Origin of the sequence: Pantoea latae (assembly GCF_002077695.1) — a bacterium.
Classification (GTDB): Bacteria; Pseudomonadota; Gammaproteobacteria; order Enterobacterales; family Enterobacteriaceae; genus Pantoea; species Pantoea latae.
This window is the reverse complement of sequence record NZ_MWUE01000019.1, coordinates 32,597-53,091: the sequence shown is the minus strand read 5'-3', so window position 1 is coordinate 53,091 and position 20,495 is coordinate 32,597. Positions and strand designations below refer to the sequence as shown.

The 20,495-nt window shown below is 63.1% G+C and carries 19 protein-coding genes; 8 read left to right on the top strand and 11 right to left on the bottom strand.

All coding sequences use genetic code 11. The features are described from left to right. From B2J69_RS13425 to fusA, 8 genes are all read right to left on the bottom strand, one after another. Positions 1 to 1,335 (bottom strand): LLM class flavin-dependent oxidoreductase, encoded by a 1,335-nt coding sequence (locus tag B2J69_RS13425; RefSeq protein ID WP_081139964.1) that lies wholly within the window; start codon positions 1,333 to 1,335, stop codon positions 1 to 3. Positions 1,336 to 1,346: 11 nt separating this feature from the next. After that, complete coding sequence (locus B2J69_RS13420) at positions 1,347 to 2,948, bottom strand: dipeptide ABC transporter ATP-binding protein (protein WP_081139962.1); 1,602 nt, start codon at positions 2,946 to 2,948, stop codon at positions 1,347 to 1,349. Continuing rightward, positions 2,945 to 3,778, bottom strand: coding sequence for an ABC transporter permease (locus B2J69_RS13415; RefSeq protein ID WP_081139960.1), 834 nt, complete (start codon positions 3,776 to 3,778; stop codon positions 2,945 to 2,947). Before B2J69_RS13415 ends, B2J69_RS13420 begins: the two co-directional genes overlap by 4 nt. Next, complete coding sequence (locus B2J69_RS13410; protein WP_081139958.1) at positions 3,778 to 4,767, bottom strand: ABC transporter permease; 990 nt, start codon at positions 4,765 to 4,767, stop codon at positions 3,778 to 3,780. Before B2J69_RS13410 ends, B2J69_RS13415 begins: the two co-directional genes overlap by 1 nt. Positions 4,768 to 4,779: 12 nt before the next feature. Next, positions 4,780 to 6,393 carry an ABC transporter substrate-binding protein gene (locus B2J69_RS13405; protein ID WP_081139956.1) on the bottom strand — a complete coding sequence of 538 codons (1,614 nt, stop codon included), beginning with the start codon at positions 6,391 to 6,393 and terminating at the stop codon, positions 4,780 to 4,782. Positions 6,394 to 6,432: 39 nt separating this feature from the next. Continuing rightward, complete coding sequence (locus tag B2J69_RS13400; protein WP_081139954.1) at positions 6,433 to 6,957, bottom strand: GNAT family N-acetyltransferase; 525 nt, start codon at positions 6,955 to 6,957, stop codon at positions 6,433 to 6,435. Between the two features lie 159 nt (positions 6,958 to 7,116). Further along, a complete protein-coding gene (locus B2J69_RS13395) occupies positions 7,117 to 8,733 on the bottom strand; it encodes an ABC transporter substrate-binding protein (RefSeq protein ID WP_081139952.1) in 1,617 nt (538 codons plus the stop codon). A gap of 172 nt (positions 8,734 to 8,905) precedes the next feature. Further along, a complete protein-coding gene (gene fusA, locus B2J69_RS13390; RefSeq protein ID WP_081139949.1) occupies positions 8,906 to 11,002 on the bottom strand; it encodes an elongation factor G in 2,097 nt (698 codons plus the stop codon). 141 nt (positions 11,003 to 11,143) lie between these two features. On the opposite strand from fusA, the gene B2J69_RS13385 reads away from it, so the two are divergent. Further along, on the top strand, positions 11,144 to 11,449 hold the full coding sequence (locus tag B2J69_RS13385; protein WP_081139947.1) for an ArsR/SmtB family transcription factor: 306 nt from the start codon (positions 11,144 to 11,146) through the stop codon (positions 11,447 to 11,449). A 73-nt stretch (positions 11,450 to 11,522) separates the two neighbouring features. After that, positions 11,523 to 12,434 carry a ketopantoate reductase family protein gene (locus B2J69_RS13380; RefSeq protein ID WP_081139944.1) on the top strand — a complete coding sequence of 304 codons (912 nt, stop codon included), beginning with the start codon at positions 11,523 to 11,525 and terminating at the stop codon, positions 12,432 to 12,434. Here B2J69_RS13380 and B2J69_RS13375 read toward each other — a convergent pair. Beyond that, positions 12,431 to 13,210, bottom strand: coding sequence for a YdcF family protein (locus B2J69_RS13375; protein ID WP_081139942.1), 780 nt, complete (start codon positions 13,208 to 13,210; stop codon positions 12,431 to 12,433). The two genes, B2J69_RS13380 and B2J69_RS13375, sit on opposite strands and share 4 nt — an antisense overlap. Before the next feature lie 95 nt (positions 13,211 to 13,305). On the opposite strand from B2J69_RS13375, the gene B2J69_RS13370 reads away from it, so the two are divergent. The 3 genes from B2J69_RS13370 to B2J69_RS13360 are packed head-to-tail and all read left to right on the top strand — an operon-like array spanning position 13,306 to position 14,900. Continuing rightward, entirely contained in the window at positions 13,306 to 14,367 is a 1,062-nt protein-coding gene (locus B2J69_RS13370; RefSeq protein ID WP_081139940.1) for a LacI family DNA-binding transcriptional regulator, read from the top strand. Between the two features lie 52 nt (positions 14,368 to 14,419). Further along, complete coding sequence (locus B2J69_RS13365) at positions 14,420 to 14,656, top strand: DUF4160 domain-containing protein (RefSeq protein WP_081139937.1); 237 nt, start codon at positions 14,420 to 14,422, stop codon at positions 14,654 to 14,656. After that, positions 14,637 to 14,900: a DUF2442 domain-containing protein gene (locus B2J69_RS13360; RefSeq protein WP_081139935.1), complete on the top strand. Its 264-nt coding sequence runs from the start codon at positions 14,637 to 14,639 to the stop codon at positions 14,898 to 14,900. The genes B2J69_RS13365 and B2J69_RS13360 overlap by 20 nt, the downstream gene beginning before the upstream one ends. 119 nt (positions 14,901 to 15,019) lie before the next feature. Here B2J69_RS13360 and tmaR read toward each other — a convergent pair whose 3' ends face one another. After that, positions 15,020 to 15,340 (bottom strand): PTS system regulator TmaR, encoded by a 321-nt coding sequence (gene tmaR / locus B2J69_RS13355; protein ID WP_033791495.1) that lies wholly within the window; start codon positions 15,338 to 15,340, stop codon positions 15,020 to 15,022. A 161-nt stretch (positions 15,341 to 15,501) separates the two neighbouring features. Then, on the bottom strand, positions 15,502 to 16,560 hold the full coding sequence (locus B2J69_RS13350; RefSeq protein WP_174580905.1) for an FUSC family protein: 1,059 nt from the start codon (positions 16,558 to 16,560) through the stop codon (positions 15,502 to 15,504). A 207-nt stretch (positions 16,561 to 16,767) separates the two neighbouring features. Here B2J69_RS13350 and B2J69_RS13345 point away from each other — a divergent pair, with 207 nt between their 5' ends. Genes B2J69_RS13345 through B2J69_RS13335 form a run of 3 tightly spaced genes read left to right on the top strand, consistent with a single transcriptional unit; the run spans position 16,768 to position 20,491 of the window. Next, on the top strand, positions 16,768 to 17,520 hold the full coding sequence (locus B2J69_RS13345) for a gluconate 2-dehydrogenase subunit 3 family protein (RefSeq protein ID WP_081139931.1): 753 nt from the start codon (positions 16,768 to 16,770) through the stop codon (positions 17,518 to 17,520). Further along, on the top strand, positions 17,517 to 19,280 hold the full coding sequence (locus tag B2J69_RS13340; protein ID WP_081139928.1) for a GMC family oxidoreductase: 1,764 nt from the start codon (positions 17,517 to 17,519) through the stop codon (positions 19,278 to 19,280). The genes B2J69_RS13345 and B2J69_RS13340 overlap by 4 nt, the downstream gene beginning before the upstream one ends. Beyond that, positions 19,277 to 20,491 (top strand): cytochrome c, encoded by a 1,215-nt coding sequence (locus tag B2J69_RS13335; RefSeq protein ID WP_081139926.1) that lies wholly within the window; start codon positions 19,277 to 19,279, stop codon positions 20,489 to 20,491. Before B2J69_RS13340 ends, B2J69_RS13335 begins: the two co-directional genes overlap by 4 nt. The last annotated feature ends 4 nt before the right edge of the window (positions 20,492 to 20,495 follow it).

The following is a 20,495-nucleotide window of genomic DNA, read 5'->3' as shown; positions in this document are numbered from 1 at the left end:
TCAGGCCACCTGCTGGCGACGGCTGGCGAACTGGTTTTCCGGCTCGGCCAGGCCGAGATTTTCACGCAGCGTTGCGCCTTCATACTGCTGACGATAGATGCCGCGCGCCTGCAGCAGCGGGATCACCTGCTCGACAAAGTCATCAAACGCCGTCGGCGTGCCGCCGCGCACCACGAAACCGTCTGCCGCGCCGCTGAGAAACCACGCTGCTAATCCGTCCGCCACCTGCTGCGCCGTGCCGAGAAAGGTGGGACGCGGCGTCGCCTCTTCCAGCGCCACCTGACGCAGCGTCAGGCCGCGCTCGCGCGCGTTGCGCTTGATGGCGTCAGTGGTGCTGCGAAAGCTGTTCTCGCCAAGATCGCCGATCGCCGGAAACGGCGCATCGGCGTCGTACTGGCTGAAGTCGTGATGCTCAAAGTAGCGGCCGAGATATTCCAGCGCCTTGTCGAGCGTCACCAGCTCGGCGGTCTGCTGATAGCGGCGCTCGGCGTCAGCCTCGCTGCTGCCGATAATCACGCTAATGCCCTGAAACACGCGGATATCATCGGCGCGACGGCCGCGCGCCACCAGCTGACGGCGCACATCCTCGCGGAATTCTCGCGCCAGCGCTGGCGTCTCCTGCCGGGTGTAGATGGCGTCAGCGGCTTCAACGGCGAAGGCTTTCCCCGCTTCCGACGCGCCCGCCTGAAACACCACCGGCCGTCCCTGCGGTGAGCGGCCGACGTTGAGCGGCCCCTGCACCGAGAAATATTTCCCTTTATGGTTCAAGGTATGCAGCTTGTCGGCGTCGAAGAACTGGCCGCTCGCCTTGTCGCGCACAAAGGCGTCCGCCTCCCACGAATCCCACAATCCCTTCGCTACCTCAAGATATTCGCTGGCGACGCGATAGCGCTCGTCATGTTCTGGATGGCTGGCGCGGGAAAAGTTTTTCGCCGATCCCTCCAGCGGCGAGGTCACCACGTTCCAGCCGACGCGACCGCCGCTCAGGTGATCGAGGCTGGCGAACTGGCGCGCCACGGTAAAGGGCTCGCTGTAGGAGGTGGAAAGCGTCGCCACCAGCCCGATGTTTTTCGTCACCAGCGACAGCGCCGAGAGCAGCGTAACCGGCTCAAAACGATTGAGAAAATGGGGGATCGACTGCGGCGTAATATAGAGGCCGTCGGCGACGAACAGAAAGTCGATCTTCGCCTGCTCCGCCTTGCGCGCCAGATCCAGCACGTAATCGACGTTGATGCTGGCGTCGGCCACCGCATCGGGATGACGCCAGGCGGACATATTGCCGGATGCGCCCTGAATTATGGCTCCCAGCCGCAGCTGGCGTTGTGTCTGACTCATGCTGTTCTCCTTTATGCGACGGCAGGCCGCCAGGCGGGAAGCGCCGGCAGGGCCTGTAACAGTTTTTGCGTCCAGGGATGCTGCGGCGCGTCGAACACCTGACGCAGATCGCCGCTCTCTACCACCTGGCCGTTTTGCATCACCAGCACGCGGTCGGCGAGGTGCTGGATGACGCCGAGATCGTGGGAAATAAACAGCAGCGCGGTGCCGTGCTCTGCCTGCATGTCGGCCAGCAGATCCAGCACCTGCGCCTGCACCGAGACGTCGAGCGCGCTCACCGGCTCATCCGCCACCAGCAGCGCCGGATTGGGCGCAAAGGCGCGCGCGATGGCGACGCGCTGGCGCTGGCCGCCGGAGAGCTGCTGCGGATAGCGATGGAGAAAGCGATCGCCGAGCTGCACCTCGTCCAGCAGCTGGCGCACGCGCTGGCGGCGCGCATCGCCAAAAATACCCGCGCTGTCGAGGCTTTCGCCGATAATCTTTTCCACCGTGTAGCGCGGATCGAAAGAGCTAAAGGGATCCTGGGCGATCAGCTGCAGGCGCGCCCGACGCGCGCGGCGCGCCTTCTCGTGAAGGCGATCCCAGCGGCTGCCCTCCAGCAGCAGCGTGCCGCTGTCCGGCTCGGTCAGCCCCATCACCACTTTCACCAGCGAGGTTTTGCCGGAGCCGGATTCACCCACCACGCCGAGGGTTTCGCCCGGATGCAGGCGGAAGTGAATATTGTTCAGCACCTGGCGATCGCCGTAGGCCTTATTCAGCCCGATCGCCTCCAGCAGCGGCGCGTTGCCGGGCTGCGGGCGCGGCGGCAGCGGCGTCGGCTCGGCGGCGCTCAGGCGCAGGCCGCGCGTGGCGGGGGTCGGCACCGCGCGCAGCAGGCGCTGCGTCCAGGGATGCTGCGGCCGCGCCAGCAGCGGAGCGCTATTACCCTGCTCCACCACCTCGCCGTCGCGCATCACCAGCACGCGATCCGCCAGTTCCGAAACCACCGCCAGGTCGTGGCTGATCAGCAGCAGCGCGTGGCCGTCGCGGCGGCGCTGCGCCAGCAGCTGTAAAATTTGCTGCTGCACCGTCATATCGAGCGCCGTGGTCGGCTCATCGGCGATCAGCAGCGCCGGGCTGGCCGCCAGCGCGGCGGCGATCAGGGCGCGCTGGCGCTGGCCGCCGGAAAGCTGATGCGGATAGCGCGCCAGGCGGTTTTCCGCGTCGGGGATCCCCGCCGCCTGCAGCAGCGCAATGCTTTTCGCCTGCAGATTGCCGCGCGCGCCAGCGGCGCTCAGCGCGTCCGCCAGCTGCTGACCGATGCGCCGCAGCGGATCGAGCGACACCAGCGCGTCCTGCAACACATAGCCGATACGCCGGCCGCGCAGTGCGCGCCACGCTTCGCGCCCGGCGTGGCGCATATCGCGCCCGTCGATAACGAAGCGATCGGCGCTCAGGGTTGCGCCGTCTGGCAGCAGCCCAAGCAGGCTGCGCGCCGTCAGGGTTTTGCCAGAGCCGGACTCGCCCACCAGCGCCACCGACTCGCCCGGCTGCACCTCCAAATCGAGATTTTTCACCACATAGTGCGGCCCAAAGCGGATAGAGAGATTGAGAATATCGATCACCGGCTTCATGCTTCGCCTCCTTCAAAACGCGCCTGCCAGTAGCGGCCCAGCGTGTTGACCGCAATCACCGTCAGGGTGATAAACACCCCAGGCCAGACCGCGATCCACCAGGCGTTGCGCAGATAGTTGCGCCCTTCCGCCAGCATCAGCCCCCACTCCGCGGTTGGCGGCTGTGGCCCCATGCCGAGAAAGCTCAGCCCGGCGGTGCCGATAATGGCGGTGCCCAGCCCGAGCGTCGCCAGCGCCGGCACCTGCGCAAGGGCGTGCGGCAGAATATGACGCAGGATCAGCGTGGCGCGCGGCAGGCCGAAGGTGCGCGCCTGCTCGACATAGCCAGAGGTCATGACGCGGTAAGTCTGCGCACGCACCACGCGGGCGAAGCGCGGCACCGACGCCACGCCCAGCGCGATAATCAGATTCGTGGTGCCGGGCCCGGTAAAGGCGATCAGCATCAGCGCCAGCAGCAGGTCGGGAAAGGCGGAGATGACGTCGACCGCGCGGCTCAGCAGTTCGTCGATCGCGCCACGCGCCAGCGCCGCGACCAGCCCGAGCAGCGTGCCGAACAGCACCGCCAGCGTCATGGCCGCCACGCTAATCAGCAGCGAGTAGCGGCTGCCGTAGATCACGCGGGTCAGCAGATCGCGACCCAGCTGATCGGTGCCGAGCCAGTGCTGCGCCGAGGGCGCCAGCTGGGCGTTGAGCGGATCGGCCAGCAGCGGATCGCCGGGTGCCAGCCATTGCGGCGCAATCACCGCCAGCAGCACCAGAAACAGAAAGAGGATCGCGGCCCACACCGCGGCAGGCAGCGAGAAGGAAACGCGTTGCAGAATCGCTTGCATTATTGCGGCTCCCCACGCAGGCGCGGATCGATCCACAGCGCCAGAATGTCCACCAGCGTGCTCATCACCACATAGATCAGCGCCGATAAGATTGCCACCGCCAGCACCACCGGCAGATCCTTCGCCAGCACCGCGTCCACCGTCAGCTTGCCGAGGCCGGGACGGCCAAAGACCTGCTCGGTGATCACCGCGCCGCTCAGCAGACCGCCCACCAGCCAGCCGGTGAGGGTCACCGCAGGCAACGCGGCATGGCGCAGCGCGTGGCGCAGGCGGATGGTGGTTTCGCCCACGCCCCAGGCGCGCAGCGTCAGGGTAAAGGGCGCCTCCAGTGCGCGCTCCAGCTCGCGCCGCAGCAGCTGGGCGATCACCGCGCCCTGCGCCAGACCCAGCGCCAGCGCGGGCAGCACCAGCGCGGAGAGCGTGCGGTCGCCCGCCACCGGGAACCAGCGCAGCGTAAAGCTAAAGAGAAACAGCAGCACAATGCCCATCCAGAACGACGGCGTTGAGGCGAGCAGCAGCTCCAGCGCGTTGGCCACGCGTCGGCCCCAGCGGCGATGCGCGGTGGCGACGGCCACCGCGACGGCGAACAGCACGCTCACCAGCAGCGCTGCCAGCGTCAGCTTGATGGTCGGCCACAGCTGCGTCGCCAGCAAATGGCTGACCTCGGTATTCAGGATGTAGGAGCGGCCGAAATCGCCGTGCAGCACGCGCCAGAGATAGTGCAGATACTGTAGCCACAGCGGCTCGTTCAGCCCCCATTCGGCGCGGATCGCCGCCTCGATGGCGGGCGTGCGCACCTGTTCGCCGATCAGCAGGCTGACGATATCCCCCGGCGCCAGATGCACGCCGAGAAACGCCAGCGTCACGGCGGCCCACAGCACCAGCACGCCGCCGCCCAGCCGGCCGGCAATACGCCGCGCCAGCGCGTGGCGCCACAGCGACGGCGCGGGCTTACGCGGCGCGCGGGTTGCGATGCTCTCCAGACTCATCCTCGCCTCCTGTTAATGTTCATCGAGCCAGACGTCGTAAGCGCTCTCCGGCATCTGTTTGTAGCTGCGGAAACCGTAGCCGTGCACATAGCGCGCAGTGGCGAGCTGGTCTTCCGGCTCGTAGAGCGGCAGCGCCAGCGCCAGGTCGGTCAGCGCGCGCTTTTGCAGATCGCTATAGGCCTGGCGACGCTGGGCGATGTCCAGCGTGCCGGCGGCCTTGTCCAGCAGCGCATTGATCTGGTCGTCATTGACGCGGCTGTAGTTGATGGCGCCGCCCTGCTTAATGGGTCGGTAGTGGTTTTCAATATCCACGCCGTCGGTGGGCGTATTGGAGTTGGCGATGGTGCCGAACTTGCCGCTGGCGCGCACCTCGGTGTAGGTGCCAGAGTCGACGTAGTTCAGCTTGAGATCGACGCCGAGCCGCTGGCGCGCCTGCGCCTGGATCGCCTGCAGCAGCACGTCACGCTGGTCGCGCACCGTGGCCTGCGCCTGGATCAGCTCAATACGCAGCCGCTGGCCCTCTTTGGTGCGGAAGCCGTCGCCGTCGCGCGCGCTCCAGCCCGCCTCGTCCAGCAGTTTGTTGGCGGCTTCTGGCTGGTTGCCATACTGGCCTTCCAGCGCCTTGTTATAGAGCGGATCGACCGGCGAGGTAATGCCCCACGCGCGGGTGCGCTCGCCGCGATAGACCGATTTCAGCAGCGGATCGATCGCCAGCCCCTGCAGCAGCGCCTGGCGCACGCGCACATCCTGGGTCGGGCCATAGTCGACGTTGAGGAACAGCGAGTAGGGCGTGCCGGTGTTCAGCGCGTGCTGGTAGGTGAAGTCGTCGTTGTCTTTAAACTCGCCTGCGTCGTTACCGGAGATGCCCTCGATGGCGTCCACCTGGCCCGAAAGCAGCGCGCCGGTGCGCACCGAGGACTCCGGCAGAAAGCGGTAGGTGACGCGATCGAGATACGCCGGGCCCTGATGTTTCGCCGTGGCGGGCGCCCAGCGGTAGTTCGGGTTGCGGACAAAGGTCACCTGCTGCCCTTTCTCATAGCTGTCGAGAATAAAGGGCCCGGTGCCGGCAATCTCCTTGCCGCCCGACTTGAGCTGCGCCGACTGCCAGCTGGCGGGGGCGAGAATTTGCAAACCGGCGGCGAACGACAGGAACGGCGCATAGGTGGCGTTAAGGTTGATCACCACCGTGGCGTCGTCTGGCGTCTCGATGCTGGCGATATGGGTGCCCATCAGGCAGAGGCTGGTGCCCGCGCAATACTTCGCGTCCTGGGTATGGCGAAAGTTTTCCGCCACCGCGTTGGCGTTTAGCTTTTCGCCGTTAGAGAAGGTGACGTCGCGGCGCAGGGAGAAGCGCAGGGTTTTGCCGTCCGGGCTGATGTGATAGCTTTCCGCCAGCCAGGGAACAAAGCTGCCGTCGGGGCGGCGCGCCAGCAGCGACTCCCAGAAATTGCGCAGGGTGATTTCCGCTTTATCCTGACCATTCAGCTGCGGGTTAAAGGTGGTGGGTTCGGTCTCGACGCCGACCGTCAGCGCGCCGCCGCTGCGCGGTGCGTCAGCGGCCAGCAAAGGTGATGCGCTTGCCAACAGAGAGGTGAAACCCAGCGCAAGGGTAAACGACTTTTTCATATTATCCTTATAAGAAGCAGGTGTGTTTTATTTTGTTAATCAGGCCGAGCGTGCTAATGGCGAGGCGGCAGCAGGGGTAAATTCCTTTTTCATAAAAACCAGCGCTTCGCCTAATGGGTTGGTGCGATGATAAAAAGGCTGATAGCCGCGGCGCTGATATAATTCGCTGAGCCACGGATGTTTTATCGCCGTCGCCAGATACACGCCCGGCGCTTTTAGCGTCTCCTTTAATAAATGATCTTCCGCCCAGCTGATAATTTCACGGCCATATCCCTGGCCTTTAAAATCGGGATCGACGGCGAACCAGTGAATAAAGGGCAGCTGCGACGGCGCGTTCGGCTCTGGCGTCCAGCTGAAGCGCACCGTGACCGTCGCCACCGCCCGCTTCCATTTACGCAGTACCAGCACCGTTTCTCGTTCTATGGTCTGACGCACCTGCGCGACATTGCCCTGCGTAATGGTGAAATGGATATCCTGCGCCAGCAGCGAGGCGTAGGCGCGCTGCAGCAGGGCGAAAATCTCTTCCGCATCTTCGGGTTTTGCCACCTCAACAGACTGACTCATATTTTTATTCCTGGGTTAATCACCGGGAAATTATTAAAATTCGGCGTGCTAAATGTAAAACAACAATAATGACAATCGTTTTTTCGAATACGGGAATCCATAACAGCCTGACGCAGGAATAACCGCGTCAGGCGCATATCGACAGAACAAATAGTGAAATTAACGATCGCTCAGCCAGACGTCGTAGGCATTTTCCGGCATCTGCTTAAAGCTGCGAAAACCGTAGCCGTGTACGTAGCGCGCGGCGGCGATTTGATCCTCCGGCTGATAGAGCGGCACCGCCAGCGCCAGCTGGATCAGGGCGCGGTTTTGCAGTTCGCTATAGTCCTGACGCCGCTGCGCGACATCCAGCGTGCTGGCGGCTTTATCCAGCAGCGCGTTAATCTGCTCATCGTTGACGCGGCTGTAGTTAATCGCCCCGCCCTGGCTGATGGGCCGATAGTGATTTTCAATATCGATGCCGTCGGTTTCGGTGTTGGAGTTAGCGATGGCGCCGAACTGGCCGCTGTTGCGCACCGCGCTGTAGGTGCCCGAATCGACGTAGCGCAGCCTGAAATCGATGCCGAGCCGCTGGCGCGCCTGCGCCTGAATCGCCTGCAGCAGCACGTCGCGCTGGTCGCGCACCGTCGCCTGCGCCTGGATCACCTCAATGGTTAGCCGCTGGCCGTTTTTGCTGCGGAAGCCGTCACCGTCGCGCGCGGTCCAGCCCGCCTCATCCAGCAGCCGGTTGGCCGCCTCCGGCTGGTTGCCATATTTGCCCTCCAGCGCCTTGTCATACAGCGGTTCTACCGGCGAGGTGATACCCCAGCCGCGGGTGCGTTCGCCGCGGTAGACCGACTGCAGGATCGGGTCGATGTGCAGCCCCTGCACGATCGCCTGGCGCACGCGCCGATCCTGGGTCGGGCCATAGTCGACGTTGAGATAGAGCGAGTACGGCGTGCCGGTGTTCAGCGCGTGCTGGTAGGTGAAGTCGCCGTTCTCTTTAAACTCGCCCGCGTCGTTGCCAGAGATGCCTTCAATGGCGTCCAGCTGGCCGGAGAGCAGCGCGCCGGTGCGCACCGAGGATTCCGGCAGGAAGCGGTAGGTGACGCGCTCAAGATACGCCGGTCCCTGATGTTTCGCCGTGGCGGGCGCCCAGCGGTAGTTCGGGTTCCTGATAAAAGTGACCTGCTGCCCTTTTTCATAGCTGTCGAGAATAAAGGGGCCGGTGCCGGCAATCTCCTTGCCGCCCGACTTGAGCTGCGCCGAGTGCCAGCTGGCGGGCGCGAGGATCTCCAGCGCGGCGGCAAACGACAGAAACGGCGTATAGCCCTGTTTCAGGGTAATGATGACGGTAGCGTCATCGGGCGTTTCGATGCGGCTGATGCGCGCGCCCATCATGCACAGGCTGGATCCGGCGCAGTATCCGGCATCCTGGGTATGGCGAAAGTTTTCCGCGACGGCGTGGGCGTCCAGCTTCTCGCCGTTAGAGAAAAAGACGTCGCGGCGCAGCGTAAAACGGTAGCGGGAGCCGTCCGGGCTCGCCTCATAACGCTCCGCCAGCCAGGGAACAAAGCTGCCGTCGGGCTGACGTGCCAGCAGCGACTCCCAGACGTTGCGCAGCGTCACGTCAGCTTTCGCCTGCCCGTTGAGCTGGGGATTGAAGGTGTTGGGTTCGGTTTCGACGCCGACGGTAAAGCTGCCGCCCGATCGCGGCGTTTCGGCGGCGGAGACGGCGGCGACGTGGCCCAGCAGGCAGATCGCGCCCAGCGCGCGGTGCAGAGAATGTGCGTTCATAGTGTCCTTGTCCGCAGAGAGGAAAGGCGCGCGCCCGCGGCGCGCGCAAAAGAGTCGAGCCGCGAAATGATTAAACGGGGGAAAAGAGGAAGTAAAACGAGAATAGTGACAATGGTTTGACGTCAGGCGGGAATAGAGAAGGATGGCGTCCCTGCCATCCGCGGCGGAAAACTCAGTGACGCGCCGCCACCACCGCGTCCGCCACCTGACGCGGCGCCTGCGCGTAGTGGGCGAACTCCATGCTGTAGGTGGCGCGCCCCTGCGTCAGGGAGCGCAGCGCGGTGGAGTAGCCGAACATCTCCGCCAGCGGCACTTCGGCGCGGATGATGCGGCCGCCGAAGTGCTCATCCATGCCCTGCACCTGTCCGCGACGCGACGAGAGATCGCCCATAATGCCGCCCGCGTACTCTTCCGGCGACTCCACTTCCACCTTCATCACCGGCTCCAGCAGCACCGGCTCGGCCAGCTTCGCCGCCGCGCGGAAGCCGAGAATGGCCGCCATGCGGAACGCCATCTCCGAGGAGTCGACGTCGTGATAGGAGCCGAAGGTCAGCGTCGCCTTCACATCGACAATGGGATAGCCGGCAATGACGCCGGTATTGAGCGCCTCGCGGATGCCCTTCTCCACCGACGGAATATATTCGCGCGGCACCACGCCGCCTTTGGTGGCGTCTTCGAACACAAAGCCGCCGCCCGGTGCCAGCGGCTCCAGCGTCAGCACCACGTGGCCATACTGCCCTTTGCCGCCGGACTGGCGCACGAATTTGCCTTCGACGTCGCGCGCCGCTTTGCGCAGCGTCTCGCGGTAGGTCACCTGCGGTCGACCGATATTTGCCTCGACGCCGAATTCGCGCTTCAGGCGGTCGACGATGATCTCCAGATGCAGCTCGCCCATGCCGGAGATAATCGCCTGGCCCGACTCCTCGTCGGTGTGCAGCCGGAACGAGGGATCTTCTGCCGCCAGCCGCTGCAGCGCCAGGCTCATCTTCTCCTGATCGCCTTTGGTTTTCGGCTCGATAGAGAGCGAGATCACCGGCTCCGGGAACTCCATGCGCTCCAGGGTGATAATGGCGCTGGGATCGCACAGGGTTTCCCCGGTCGTCACCTCTTTCAGCCCGACGCAGGCGGCGATATCTCCGGCGCGGATCTCTTCGATCTCATGGCGCGCGTTGGCGTGCATCTGCACGATGCGGCCAATGCGCTCTTTCTTGCCCTTCACCGCGTTCCAGACGCTGTCGCCTTTGCGCAGCACGCCGGAGTAGACGCGCACAAAGGTGAGCTGGCCGACAAAGGGATCGCTCATCAGCTTGAACGCCAGCGCCGAGAAAGGCTCGTCATCGCCCGGATGCCGCTCCGCCTCGTTGCCGTTTTCATCCACGCCTTTGATAGCGGGAATATCCGCCGGTGACGGCATCAGCTCCACCACCGCGTCAAGCATGCGCTGCACGCCCTTGTTCTTAAAGGCGCTGCCGCACAGCATCGGCTGGATCTCGTTGCGCAGCGTGCGCTGGCGCAGGCCGGCGATAATCTGGTCGTGCGCCAGATCGCCGCTCTCCAGCCAGGCTTCCATCAGTTCATCACTCGCTTCCGCCGCCGCCGCGACCATTTTTTCCCGCCAGGCGTTCGCCTCGTCCAGCTGCGCGTCGGGGATCGGCGCGTAGCTGAAGGTCATGCCCTGCGACGCCTCGTCCCAGTAAATCGCCTGCATCTTCAGCAGATCGACCACGCCGCTGAAGCGCTCTTCCGCGCCGATGGGCAGGACGATCGGCACCGGGTTGGCGCTCAGACGATCTTTCATCATCTGCACCACGCGAAAGAAATCCGCGCCCTGCCGGTCCATTTTGTTGACGAAGGCCAGGCGCGGCACATGGTATTTATTGGCCTGACGCCACACCGTCTCCGACTGCGGCTGAACGCCGCCGACGGCGTCATAGACCATCACCGCGCCGTCCAGCACGCGCATTGAGCGCTCGACCTCAATGGTGAAGTCAACGTGGCCGGGCGTGTCGATAATATTGATGCGGTGCGGCGCGAAGCTGCCGTCCATGCCGGGCCAGAAGCAGCTGACCGCCGCCGAGGTAATGGTGATGCCGCGCTCCTGCTCCTGCGCCATCCAGTCGGTCGTTGCGGCGCCATCGTGCACTTCACCCAGCTTGTGGCTCATCCCGGTGTAAAACAGGATGCGCTCAGTGGTGGTGGTTTTACCGGCATCGATATGCGCGGAGATGCCGATATTGCGGTAACGCTCAACGGGAAGGGTTCGGGGCATGATGCGTCCTTAGTCGGTTGACTTGTGGCGCGGCGCACAGGATTGCGCGCCATCGATGAGCAGCTTACGCCCACTGTACGATTAAATACGAACAGATTGAGCTATAATTGCGCAATGCATAGATCGTAGAACAGGAAAACCATGCTGGAAAATCATCCGCAGCCGCACGAAATCAAACTGGAAAACGTGCTGTTCGCGCTGGGCAATCCGCTTCGTCTCGCCATTCTGCAGTCGCTGGCACAGCGCGGCGAGCAGAGCTGCAACGCGCTGCGCGGCGAGATCGCCAAATCGACCATGACGCATCACTGGCGCGTGCTGCGCGACAGCGGCGTGATCTGGCAGCGGCCCGTGGGGCGGGAGAATCTGATTTCGCTGCGGCGCGACTGCCTGGATCAGCGCTTTCCCGGCCTGCTGGACGCGCTGCTGACAGCGGCGACGCAGCGCTGAGCGACGCGACGCTGGCAACCGCCGCCGCCAGGTTTTAAGGTATCAGCCTCAACTGTTAAGGGAAAAATCGATCATGCGCATTCTTATCGCAGGCGCCGGGGCCACCGGCGGATATTTTGGCGCGCGTCTGGCGCAGGCGGGACGCGACGTTACCTTTCTGGTGCGCGAGCGTCGTTTTCAGCAGTTACAGCAGCACGGGCTGGTGCTGCGCACGCCGCAGGGAGTGGAGAAGCTGCAGCCGCAGCTGGCGCAGGCGGGATCGCTGCGCGGCGCGTACGACCTGATCATTCTGACGGTGAAAAGCTTTGGTCTGGCGCAGGCGATAGAAGACATCGCGCCCGCCGTCGGCGAGCAGACGCTGATCCTGCCGATCCTCAACGGCATGCGCCATATCGATACGCTGCGTGACCGCTTCGGCGATAAGGTGATCGGCGGGCTGGTGAAGATCAACGCCACGCTGGGCGAACAGGGCGAGGTGGTGCAGATGACGCCGCTGCATCAGATCTACTACGGCGCGCTGGATGGCCGCAACGACGCGCGGCTGCAGCGCGTGGACGAGGCGCTGCGCGCCGCCCGCGTCGAGACCTTTTTTAGCGACAATATCATCAGCGAACTCTGGGAGAAGTGGCTGCTGCTGAGCACGCTCGGCGCTTTCTGCTGCCTGACGCGCGGCGATACGCAGCAGGCGCTGAGCGCCGAGGGCGGCGAGGCGCTGCTGCACGCCCTCTTCAGCGAGGTGCTGGCGACGATTACCGCCGACGGCTACCAGCCGCGCCCGGCGGTGACGGCGAAAATTTTCGCGCTGCTGAGCAACCCCGCCACGCCGATGACCTCGTCGATGTACCGCGATTTAACCCAGGGCTTTGATATCGAAGCGGAACAGGTGATCGGCGATCTGGTGCAGCGCGCGCGGCGCAACGGCGTCAGCGTGCCGCTGCTTAACGCGGTGAATGTCAATCTGCAGGTCTATCTCAAGGGACGTTAACGCCGCGCCGCCAGCCGCGCCTGCACGGCGGGCAGCCGCATCAGACGATGCCAGGCGGCGTCTACCGCGTCGGGCATCTCTACCTCGCCGAAAAAAACGGCGCCGCGCGGCCCGTAGCCTTTTTCATCGTTGCGCAGGCGCTCAACTTCGCCCATCAGCAGCTGCACGAAGCGCTCCAGCGACCAGAGCCCCTGCGGCGGCGCGCCGGTCACGCGCGCCATGCCGCCGTCGAGCGTCACCACTGGCGTAAACACCGGCCAGTTGATAAACAGCGGTGCGTCGTCGCGGTGGCGCCACTGCCAGCGAAAGGTGGCGTCGGCGCGGCGCTGCAGCAGCGGGTCCTGGATCAGCACCACGCGCTGCGGCCGCAGGTGCTGCGCGTCGAGCAGGCGTTGGCTAAAGGCGGCGTTCTCACCAGAGTGGCGCGACTCCCCTTCCAGCAGCAGCTGATCCTCGTCGATGCCGCCGAAAACCCTGGCGATAGCCGCCAGCATCTGCGCCTCGCTGTTGCCGCGCGTGTCGATATCGCGATAGAGCGGATGCAGCGCCATCGCCTGCGCCAGCGCGCCGGTGGCGTGGCCGATGCCGCCGCTGAGCAGCAAGGGCAGCCCGAAGCGTTTTGCCAGCGCCACCGCGCCCTCGATGTTCGGCAGCACCGCATGGCCGGCGAGGATCGCCATATCCGCATCGATGTCGCCCTCAACGGGCATCTCGTCCAGCGCCAGCCAGGCGGCGATAAGATTAAGATCCTGAATAGCCTGCGGGGTAAGCTGCATGTTTCCTCCGTGTCGGATGACGCGCAGGCGCGACGGAACGCCCTGCGACGATGAAATTTTGCTACACTGCCCGCCTCTGTTCTGTGGAGAATTCCATGACTTCCCGCGCTATTACCCTCGACGACGTCGCCCGCCTGGCGGGCGTCTCCTATCAGACCGTTTCTCGCGTGCTTAACCACTCGCCGCAGGTGTCGCCGCGCACGCGCGCGAAGGTAGAAGCGGCGATGCAGCAGCTCAACTATGTGCCAAACCGCGTGGCGCAGCAACTGGCGGGCAAAGCGACGCGCACCCTCGGCCTCGCCACCAGCGATCTGGCGCTGATGGCGCCGGCGCAGATCGCCTCGGCGATCCAGCAGCGCGCCAGCCGCGCCGGCTACCATCTGGTGATCGCCATGCGCGGCCAGCACAGCGCCGCTGACACCGTCAACGAACTGCTGGCGCAGCGCGTGGATGCGCTGATGATCAACCTGCCGCTGGCCGTCGAAGAGGCGGAGCAGATCCAGACGCTGTGCGGCGACAAGCCGGTTATTTTTATGGATGTCGACCCTGAGGCGAACGTGGCGCAGTGTCAGTACTCCAACGCGCGCGGCGCGCGGGCGGCGGTTGAGCACCTTGTGGCGCTGGGACATCGCCAGATCGGCCTGCTGAACGGCCCGGCGCAGGCGATCTCAGCGCGGCTGCGGGAAGCGGCCTGGCGCGCGGCGCTGGCGGCGCATCAGCTGACGCCCTGCTGCGTGCTGCAGGGCGACTGGAGCGCGCAGTCCGGCTATCAGGCGATGCTGCAGCAGCTGCCGGATCGCCTGCCGCAGGCGCTGCTGGTGGCGAACGATCAAATGGCGCTGGGCGCGATGCGCGCGCTGCACCAGCACGGCGTGGCGATCCCGGCGCAGATGTCGATCGTCGGCTATGACGATACCGCTGAAAGCGCCTGGTATCAGCCGCCGCTGACCACGGTGCGCCAGGATCTGCAGGCGCTGGGTGAGACGTGTGTCGAGACGCTGCTGGCGCGGCTGCAGGATGAGGCGCCGCCGCAGCGGGTGCTGGAGCCGGCGCTGGTGCAGCGCGCAACCACCGCCGCGCCGGGCGGCGAAGCGCCCGATCTGGCGGCGATGGCGCAGCAGCTACAGCAGATTGCGCGTCAGTTGCAGCATCGCTGAGGGTGGAGTAAAAGCGTATATTCTGTTCACACTGTTTGTCAGGGAGATAAACATGCCGACCGTTCTCAGAATTGGTGCGTACCGCTTCTATTTCTACAGTCATGAACCTAACGAACCCGCGCACATCCACGTTGATAAGGAGAATGCAACGGCTAAAATATGGTTGCATGACTTGAGCGTGGCGCGCAGTGTGGGTTTTGCTTCGCATGAGCTGCGTGAACTTCAGCGCCTGGTGAAAGAGAACCAGAATCATCTTCAGGAGGCCTGGAATGCTTATTTTACAAAGTGAAAACGATATCCGCGTCATGGAAGTTCATATAGATGACGACCGTCTGACTGTCGATCTGATGGATGGGCGCACTATCTCCGTGCCGGTTGCATGGTACCCGCGTCTGGCTGCCGGCACGCCTGAACAGCGTCAGAAATGGGAACTGTGTGGCGCAGGCTACGGCATTCACTGGCCCGATCTTGATGAAGACCTGAGTACAGAGGGCCTACTGCGTGGCGCAAAGGGAATATTAACAGGACAATGACGCTGATTTTCTCCGTAGTCGTACCCTTCCTCGGGACGAAGTGCAGATAAAAAAACCGCAGACTTAAAAAGCTGCGGTTTTTTACGCTATGAAAATGAATTTGTCTTCTGTACGGCCAGTTACTGCGCTTTTGGCTCGCCCATCGATTTCAGTTTTTTCGACAGGTCGCGACGCTCTTTCGACAGATCGGCGTTTTTAATGATGTATTCATCCACACGATCTTCGTAGTCGGAACGCATTGAGGCGATGATTTCCTGAATCGCTTCGATGCTCATGCCGGGTTTGATGTACTCGCTCAGGTTGTCCAGCAGCAGAACACGCTTCTGGTTATCACGAATTTTCTTTTCGTTATCCGTGATTTCACGCTGCAGTTTGTTTTTGCGACGGAACATACGCACAAACTCCAGTACGTCCTGAAATGATTGCTTGGCATTTTCCATGGTGGCACCTTTTTTTGGGCCTGCTTGCGCAGGGAGTAGAGTCATAACCTTCAGCTTAGCGGTTCGCCAGCCGTGGCGACAATTGTCGCCGCTAAAATCGGACTGGCGCTTATCTTAGCGCAAAGAATGCGCCTTTCGCATTAAGTCATTGTCCCTGGTGATTATTTGCGCAGCGCCAGGCGGATCAGATCGGTCATGCGCTCCAGCTGCTTCGCCAGCTCCAGGCTCAGCCAGACATAGCCATAGATGGGCGCCTCCTCCAGCCGCTCGCTGCCCGCATCGGCGATCAGCTGCTTTAGCTCGCGGGTAATCTCCGTCAGCTCATGGCTGTTGGCCACCACCTCGTCAGTTTCGCCGCGCAGCGCCAGCACCGAGAGCGCCCGCAGCGTCTTTTCGGTCATCTGCTGGGTGCGGCGCAGCGTCGGCGCGTTAAGCAGGATCAAATGGGTTTCGCGCGAGGCCCACCAGGCTTCGATCTGCATCTCCACCGTGTTCACCATATTGCGATTGATGGTCTGAATCGCTTCGAACACCGATTTCGGGATACGCGTCTCTTTACTGGCCGGCACCAGCAGCGCGCGCATTTTCACCACGCTGGTGAGCAGCTTGCCAATCGGCTTCTTCAGGCGCGGCTTCTCAATCAGGTTAGGCGAGAAGCCGGCGTGATAAATCTTGGCGATCTCCGCCAGCGAATCCGACAGCTGGATGCGCCAGTGGGTGTAGGCGCGCTGCGCCCAGATTGCGCTGAACAGCAGCGCCAGCAGCGAGCCGAGAATGACGTCGCCGCCGCGCCACAGCGCCACGGTGAAGTCGCCCGCCGGCGCGCCCACCACCACGCTGAGCGTAATGCCGATCAGCAGCGCCATATAGGGATGTTTCCCCAGCGTCAGGTAGCCGCACACCATCATCACCACGCCGCACCAGGCCAGCATCACCGGCAGCGACATCAGCTCCAGCTTCAGGGCGATCAGCCCGGAGATGGAGCCAGCAAAGGTGCCGCAGATGCGCTGGATGGCGCGCGGAAACACGTTGCCCCAGGTGGAGATCGGCCCCATCACCACCACCAGCGTGATCAGCGGCCAGGTGCCCTCTGGAATGCCGGTCAGCCGTACCAGCAGAAAGGTGAGTAAAAAGGCGATGGCGATGCGCACGCCATGCACGCTGCGGTAGTGGCGATAGAACCAAAACTCAATATTCGATATGGGCTTATCAGGACGCAAGGTGGCTTTCCGGCTGAGGATCATAAAGTGCGTTATTTTATCCCATGACGTTGCTAAGGCTTACTGCCGCTTCTACATTTCAATACAGTTTTGACACCTTCTTACAATTATCAACACTTACTTTACAAGCAATCAAAATCACTAAAACAACAAGCTAACCACTTCTTCTCTTTTCGTTTATTTGATAACACGATCAAAGGAAGCAACATGAAAAAAAGAGCCAAAACTTTGCCGGGCGTGACGCGACGGCAGGTGCTGACCTGGTCTACGTTAGGCGTAGCCGCCACGGTTACTCGCGCGGCCGACGCCGTCTCTCTGCAAGGTTCGCCCGGCTGGACGCCCTTCTCCGATAACCCGCCTGAAACCTTTGACCAGCCCGGCTGGCTCTTTTTCACGCCGCAGGAAGCGGAAACCATCGAAGCGATCGTCGATCGCCTGATCCCCGCCGACGAGCTGAGCGTGGGCGGCAAAGAAGCGGGCTGCGCCCAGTTTATCGATCGCCAGCTGCACGGCTTTTATGGCACCTTCGAGCGCATTTATATGGAAGGCCCGTTCCAGAAAGGCACCACCGAACAGGGCGATCAGTCTCCGCTGGTGCCGCAGCAGCGCTACCGTCAGGGCCTGGCCGCGCTCGATCGCTACGTCCAGCAGACCTCTCAGAAACGCTTCAAAGAGCTGACGCCGCAGCAGCAGGATGCGCTGCTGGCCGCGATGGAAGCGGGCAAGGTGCATTTCGAGGGCTTTGACGCCCAGTCGCTGTTTATCGAGGTGCTCAACAACACCATGGAAGGCTTTTTTGCCGATCCCATCTACGGCGGCAATCGCGATATGGCGTCGTGGAAGATGCTGGGCTTCCCCGGCGCGCGCTACGACTATCGCCCCTACATCGAGCGCCATAACGAAGATCTGCATCTCGAACCCATCAGCATCGCCCAGTGGAAAGCTAAGGATAAGCCATGAAAAAGTTACCCAAAACGGATGTCGTGGTGATCGGCCTTGGCTGGGCGGGATCGATTATCGCCAATGAGCTGGCCGACGAGGGGCTGGAGGTGATCGGCATCGAGCGCGGCCCGTGGCGCGATACCGCACGCGATTTCAATATCGGCACCGTCACCGACGAGCTGCGCTATGTGATGCGCGAAGAGCTGATGCTGCGCACGCGGCAAAACACCTGCACCATGCGCAATAACCCGTCGCAGACCGCGCTGCCGATGCGCACCTGGGGATCCTTTCACCCCGGCAACGGCACCGGCGGCGCGGGCAACCACTGGGCGGGCATTACCTTCCGCTTTCAGCCGCACGAATTTCAGCTGAAGAGCTATCTCACCGAGCGCTACGGCGCCGACGCGATGCCCGGCGAGCTGGCTTTGCAGGACTGGGGCACTACGTGGGAGGAGATGGAGCCGCACTATATGCAGTTCGAGCGCGTGGCGGGCACTTCCGGCTACGCGGGCAATCTTAACGGCGAAAAGCGCGCCGGCGGCAATCCGTTCGAAGGGCCGCGCAGCGGCGACTATCCGACGCCACCGCTGCGTCAGCCCTACGGTCCGACGCTGTTCGCCCAGGCGGCGAAAGAGATGGGCTATCAACCCTTCCCGGTGCCCTCTTCGCTGGTCTCCGAGGCCTACACCAACCCCTACGGCGTCACTATGGGGCCCTGCACCTTTTGCGGCTTCTGCACCAACTACGGCTGCGCCAACTACTCCAAAGCGAGCGCCATTACCACCGTGCTGCCCGCGCTGATGCGCAAAGAGAATTTTACCGCCTACACCAACTGCGAAGTGCTGGAGGTGCTCACCGACTCCAGCGGTAAAAAAGCGACCGGCGTCACCTATGTGGATTCGTCGGGCGATAGCTGGGAACAGCCGGCCGATCTGGTGATCGTCGCCGCCTTTACCTTTGAAAACGTGCGGCTGATGCTGCTGTCGCAAATTGGTGAGGCCTACGATCCGGTGACCAACAAGGGCACCACCGGCCGCAACTACGCCTACCAGACCGCCAACAACGTGACGCTGTTTTTCGACGACAAGAACTTTAATCCCTTTATCGGCGCCGGCGCGGTCGGCATGGGCATCGATGAGTTCAACAACGATAACTTCGACCACAGCGGCCTCGGCTTTTTCGGCGGCGGCAGTATTCGCGTCACGCCGATCGGCTCCGCGCCTATCGGCTATCGCCCGCTGCCGCCCGGTACGCCGAAGTGGGGGTCGAAATGGAAGCGCGCGCTGAAGGATAACTATCTCAGCACCATGTCAATCGGCTGCGAGGCGAGCAGCTACACCACGCGCACCAACTACCTGTCGCTCGACCCCAACTACAAGGATCCGCACGGCCGCCCGCTGCTGCGCATTACCTTCGACTTCTCGCAGAATGACCTGAAGATGGCGCAGTACTGCACCGGCAAGGTGGCGGAGATCGCCAAATCGATGAACCCGCGCGAGATGATCGTCAAACCGATGACCGGCCACTGGAGCAGCGTGCCCTATCAGTCCTCGCACGTTGTCGGCGGCTTTATTATGGGCGCCGATCCCAGCACCAGCTCAGTGAATAAACATTTGCAGGTGTGGGACGTGCCGAATCTGTTTGTGGTGGGCGCCTCCGCCTTTCCGCAGAACCCTGGCTATAACCCGACCGGCACCGTGGGCGCGCTGGCGTTCAAGGCGGCGCACGCGATCCGCACCTGGTATCTGAAACGTCCGGGGGAGATGATCACCGCATGAAAACGCTGAATGCTCTCTCCGCCGCGCTGCTGCTTGCCGCGAGCATGACTGCCCAGGCGCAGCCGGAATATGACCAGTATGCGCGCGGCAGCTATCTCGCCACGCTCGGCGACTGCACCGCCTGCCACACCACCGATGCGAAGCAGCCCTATGCGGGCGGCGTCAAGATCAATACGCCATTCGGCGTGCTGGCCGGCGCCAATATTACGCCGGATCGCGAAACCGGCATCGGCGACTGGAGCTATGATGACTTCCGCCGCGCCATGACCGAAGGCATTGGTCACAACGGCAAACGGCTCTATGGCGCGATGCCCTTCACCGCCTACACCAAAATGTCGGAGCGGGACCTGCAGGATCTCTGGGCGTGGATACAGACGCTGCAGCCGATCCACCATGAAGTAGAGACCAACCAGCTGCCCTTTCCGTTTAATATCCGCACCAGCCTGATCGCCTGGAACTGGCTCAACTTCGACAAGGGCACCTTTACGCCCGACCCGAAAAAGTCAGCGGAGTGGAACCGCGGCGCCTATCTGGTGCAGGGTCTTGGCCACTGCGGCACCTGTCACACCTCGAAAAACTTTCTCGGCGGCGATGAAGGCGATCGCTTCCTCAGCGGTAGCGAAGTTGAGGGCTGGTATGCACCCAATCTCGGCGCGGACAACCACACCGGACTGGGCAAATGGACGCAGGAGGATATCGTCAGCTACCTGCGCACCGGCGTGAACCGCTACGCCATCGCCTCCGGGCCGATGGCCGACGCGGTGCGTCATTCTACGCAGCACTGGCGCGACGAGGATCTGCGCGCGGTGGCGACCTTCCTGAAAGAGGGCAAAACCCACGACGAGAGCGTGCCGCAGCCGCTGGCGGCCAGCGACGATCGCATGAAGCTCGGCGCGCAGATTTACGAGGCGAAGTGTTCCGCCTGCCACAGCCCTGGCGGACGCGGCGAGAAGAATATCTTCCCGCAGCTGGCGTCCAACCCGCTGATCAATCAGCCAAACGCCACCTCGCTGATCCGCGTGGTCAGCGCGGGCAGCCGCGGCGTCGATACTGACGCGCGACCGACCGCGCCCGCCATGCCCGCCTTTGCCGGCGTGCTGGATGACGAGCAGATCGCCGCCGTGCTGACCTACGTGCGCAACAGCTGGGGCAACGCCGCCGCGCCGGTCTCGGCCAGCGACGTTAAGGATGTGAAGGAAGAGCTGAAGTAAGGCG

Bases quoted from the DNA above. Each gene is read 5' to 3' on its own strand.
- B2J69_RS13410 (WP_081139958.1), bottom strand. From the start codon at position 4,767: ATGAGTCTGGAGAGCATCGCAACCCGCGCGCCGCGTAAGCCCGCGCCG.
- B2J69_RS13345 (WP_081139931.1), top strand. From the start codon at position 16,768: ATGAAAAAAAGAGCCAAAACTTTGCCGGGCGTGACGCGACGGCAGGTG.
- B2J69_RS13365 (WP_081139937.1), top strand. From the start codon at position 14,420: ATGCCGACCGTTCTCAGAATTGGTGCGTACCGCTTCTATTTCTACAGT.
- B2J69_RS13425 (WP_081139964.1), bottom strand. From the start codon at position 1,335: ATGAGTCAGACACAACGCCAGCTGCGGCTGGGAGCCATAATTCAGGGC.
- B2J69_RS13400 (WP_081139954.1), bottom strand. From the start codon at position 6,957: ATGAGTCAGTCTGTTGAGGTGGCAAAACCCGAAGATGCGGAAGAGATT.
- B2J69_RS13335 (WP_081139926.1), top strand. From the start codon at position 19,277: ATGAAAACGCTGAATGCTCTCTCCGCCGCGCTGCTGCTTGCCGCGAGC.
- B2J69_RS13380 (WP_081139944.1), top strand. From the start codon at position 11,523: ATGCGCATTCTTATCGCAGGCGCCGGGGCCACCGGCGGATATTTTGGC.
- B2J69_RS13360 (WP_081139935.1), top strand. From the start codon at position 14,637: ATGCTTATTTTACAAAGTGAAAACGATATCCGCGTCATGGAAGTTCAT.
- B2J69_RS13405 (WP_081139956.1), bottom strand. From the start codon at position 6,393: ATGAAAAAGTCGTTTACCCTTGCGCTGGGTTTCACCTCTCTGTTGGCA.
- B2J69_RS13385 (WP_081139947.1), top strand. From the start codon at position 11,144: ATGCTGGAAAATCATCCGCAGCCGCACGAAATCAAACTGGAAAACGTG.
- B2J69_RS13375 (WP_081139942.1), bottom strand. From the start codon at position 13,210: ATGCAGCTTACCCCGCAGGCTATTCAGGATCTTAATCTTATCGCCGCC.
- B2J69_RS13415 (WP_081139960.1), bottom strand. From the start codon at position 3,778: ATGCAAGCGATTCTGCAACGCGTTTCCTTCTCGCTGCCTGCCGCGGTG.
- B2J69_RS13370 (WP_081139940.1), top strand. From the start codon at position 13,306: ATGACTTCCCGCGCTATTACCCTCGACGACGTCGCCCGCCTGGCGGGC.
- B2J69_RS13340 (WP_081139928.1), top strand. From the start codon at position 17,517: ATGAAAAAGTTACCCAAAACGGATGTCGTGGTGATCGGCCTTGGCTGG.
- fusA (WP_081139949.1), bottom strand. From the start codon at position 11,002: ATGCCCCGAACCCTTCCCGTTGAGCGTTACCGCAATATCGGCATCTCC.
- tmaR (WP_033791495.1), bottom strand. From the start codon at position 15,340: ATGGAAAATGCCAAGCAATCATTTCAGGACGTACTGGAGTTTGTGCGT.
- B2J69_RS13395 (WP_081139952.1), bottom strand. From the start codon at position 8,733: ATGAACGCACATTCTCTGCACCGCGCGCTGGGCGCGATCTGCCTGCTG.
- B2J69_RS13420 (WP_081139962.1), bottom strand. From the start codon at position 2,948: ATGAAGCCGGTGATCGATATTCTCAATCTCTCTATCCGCTTTGGGCCG.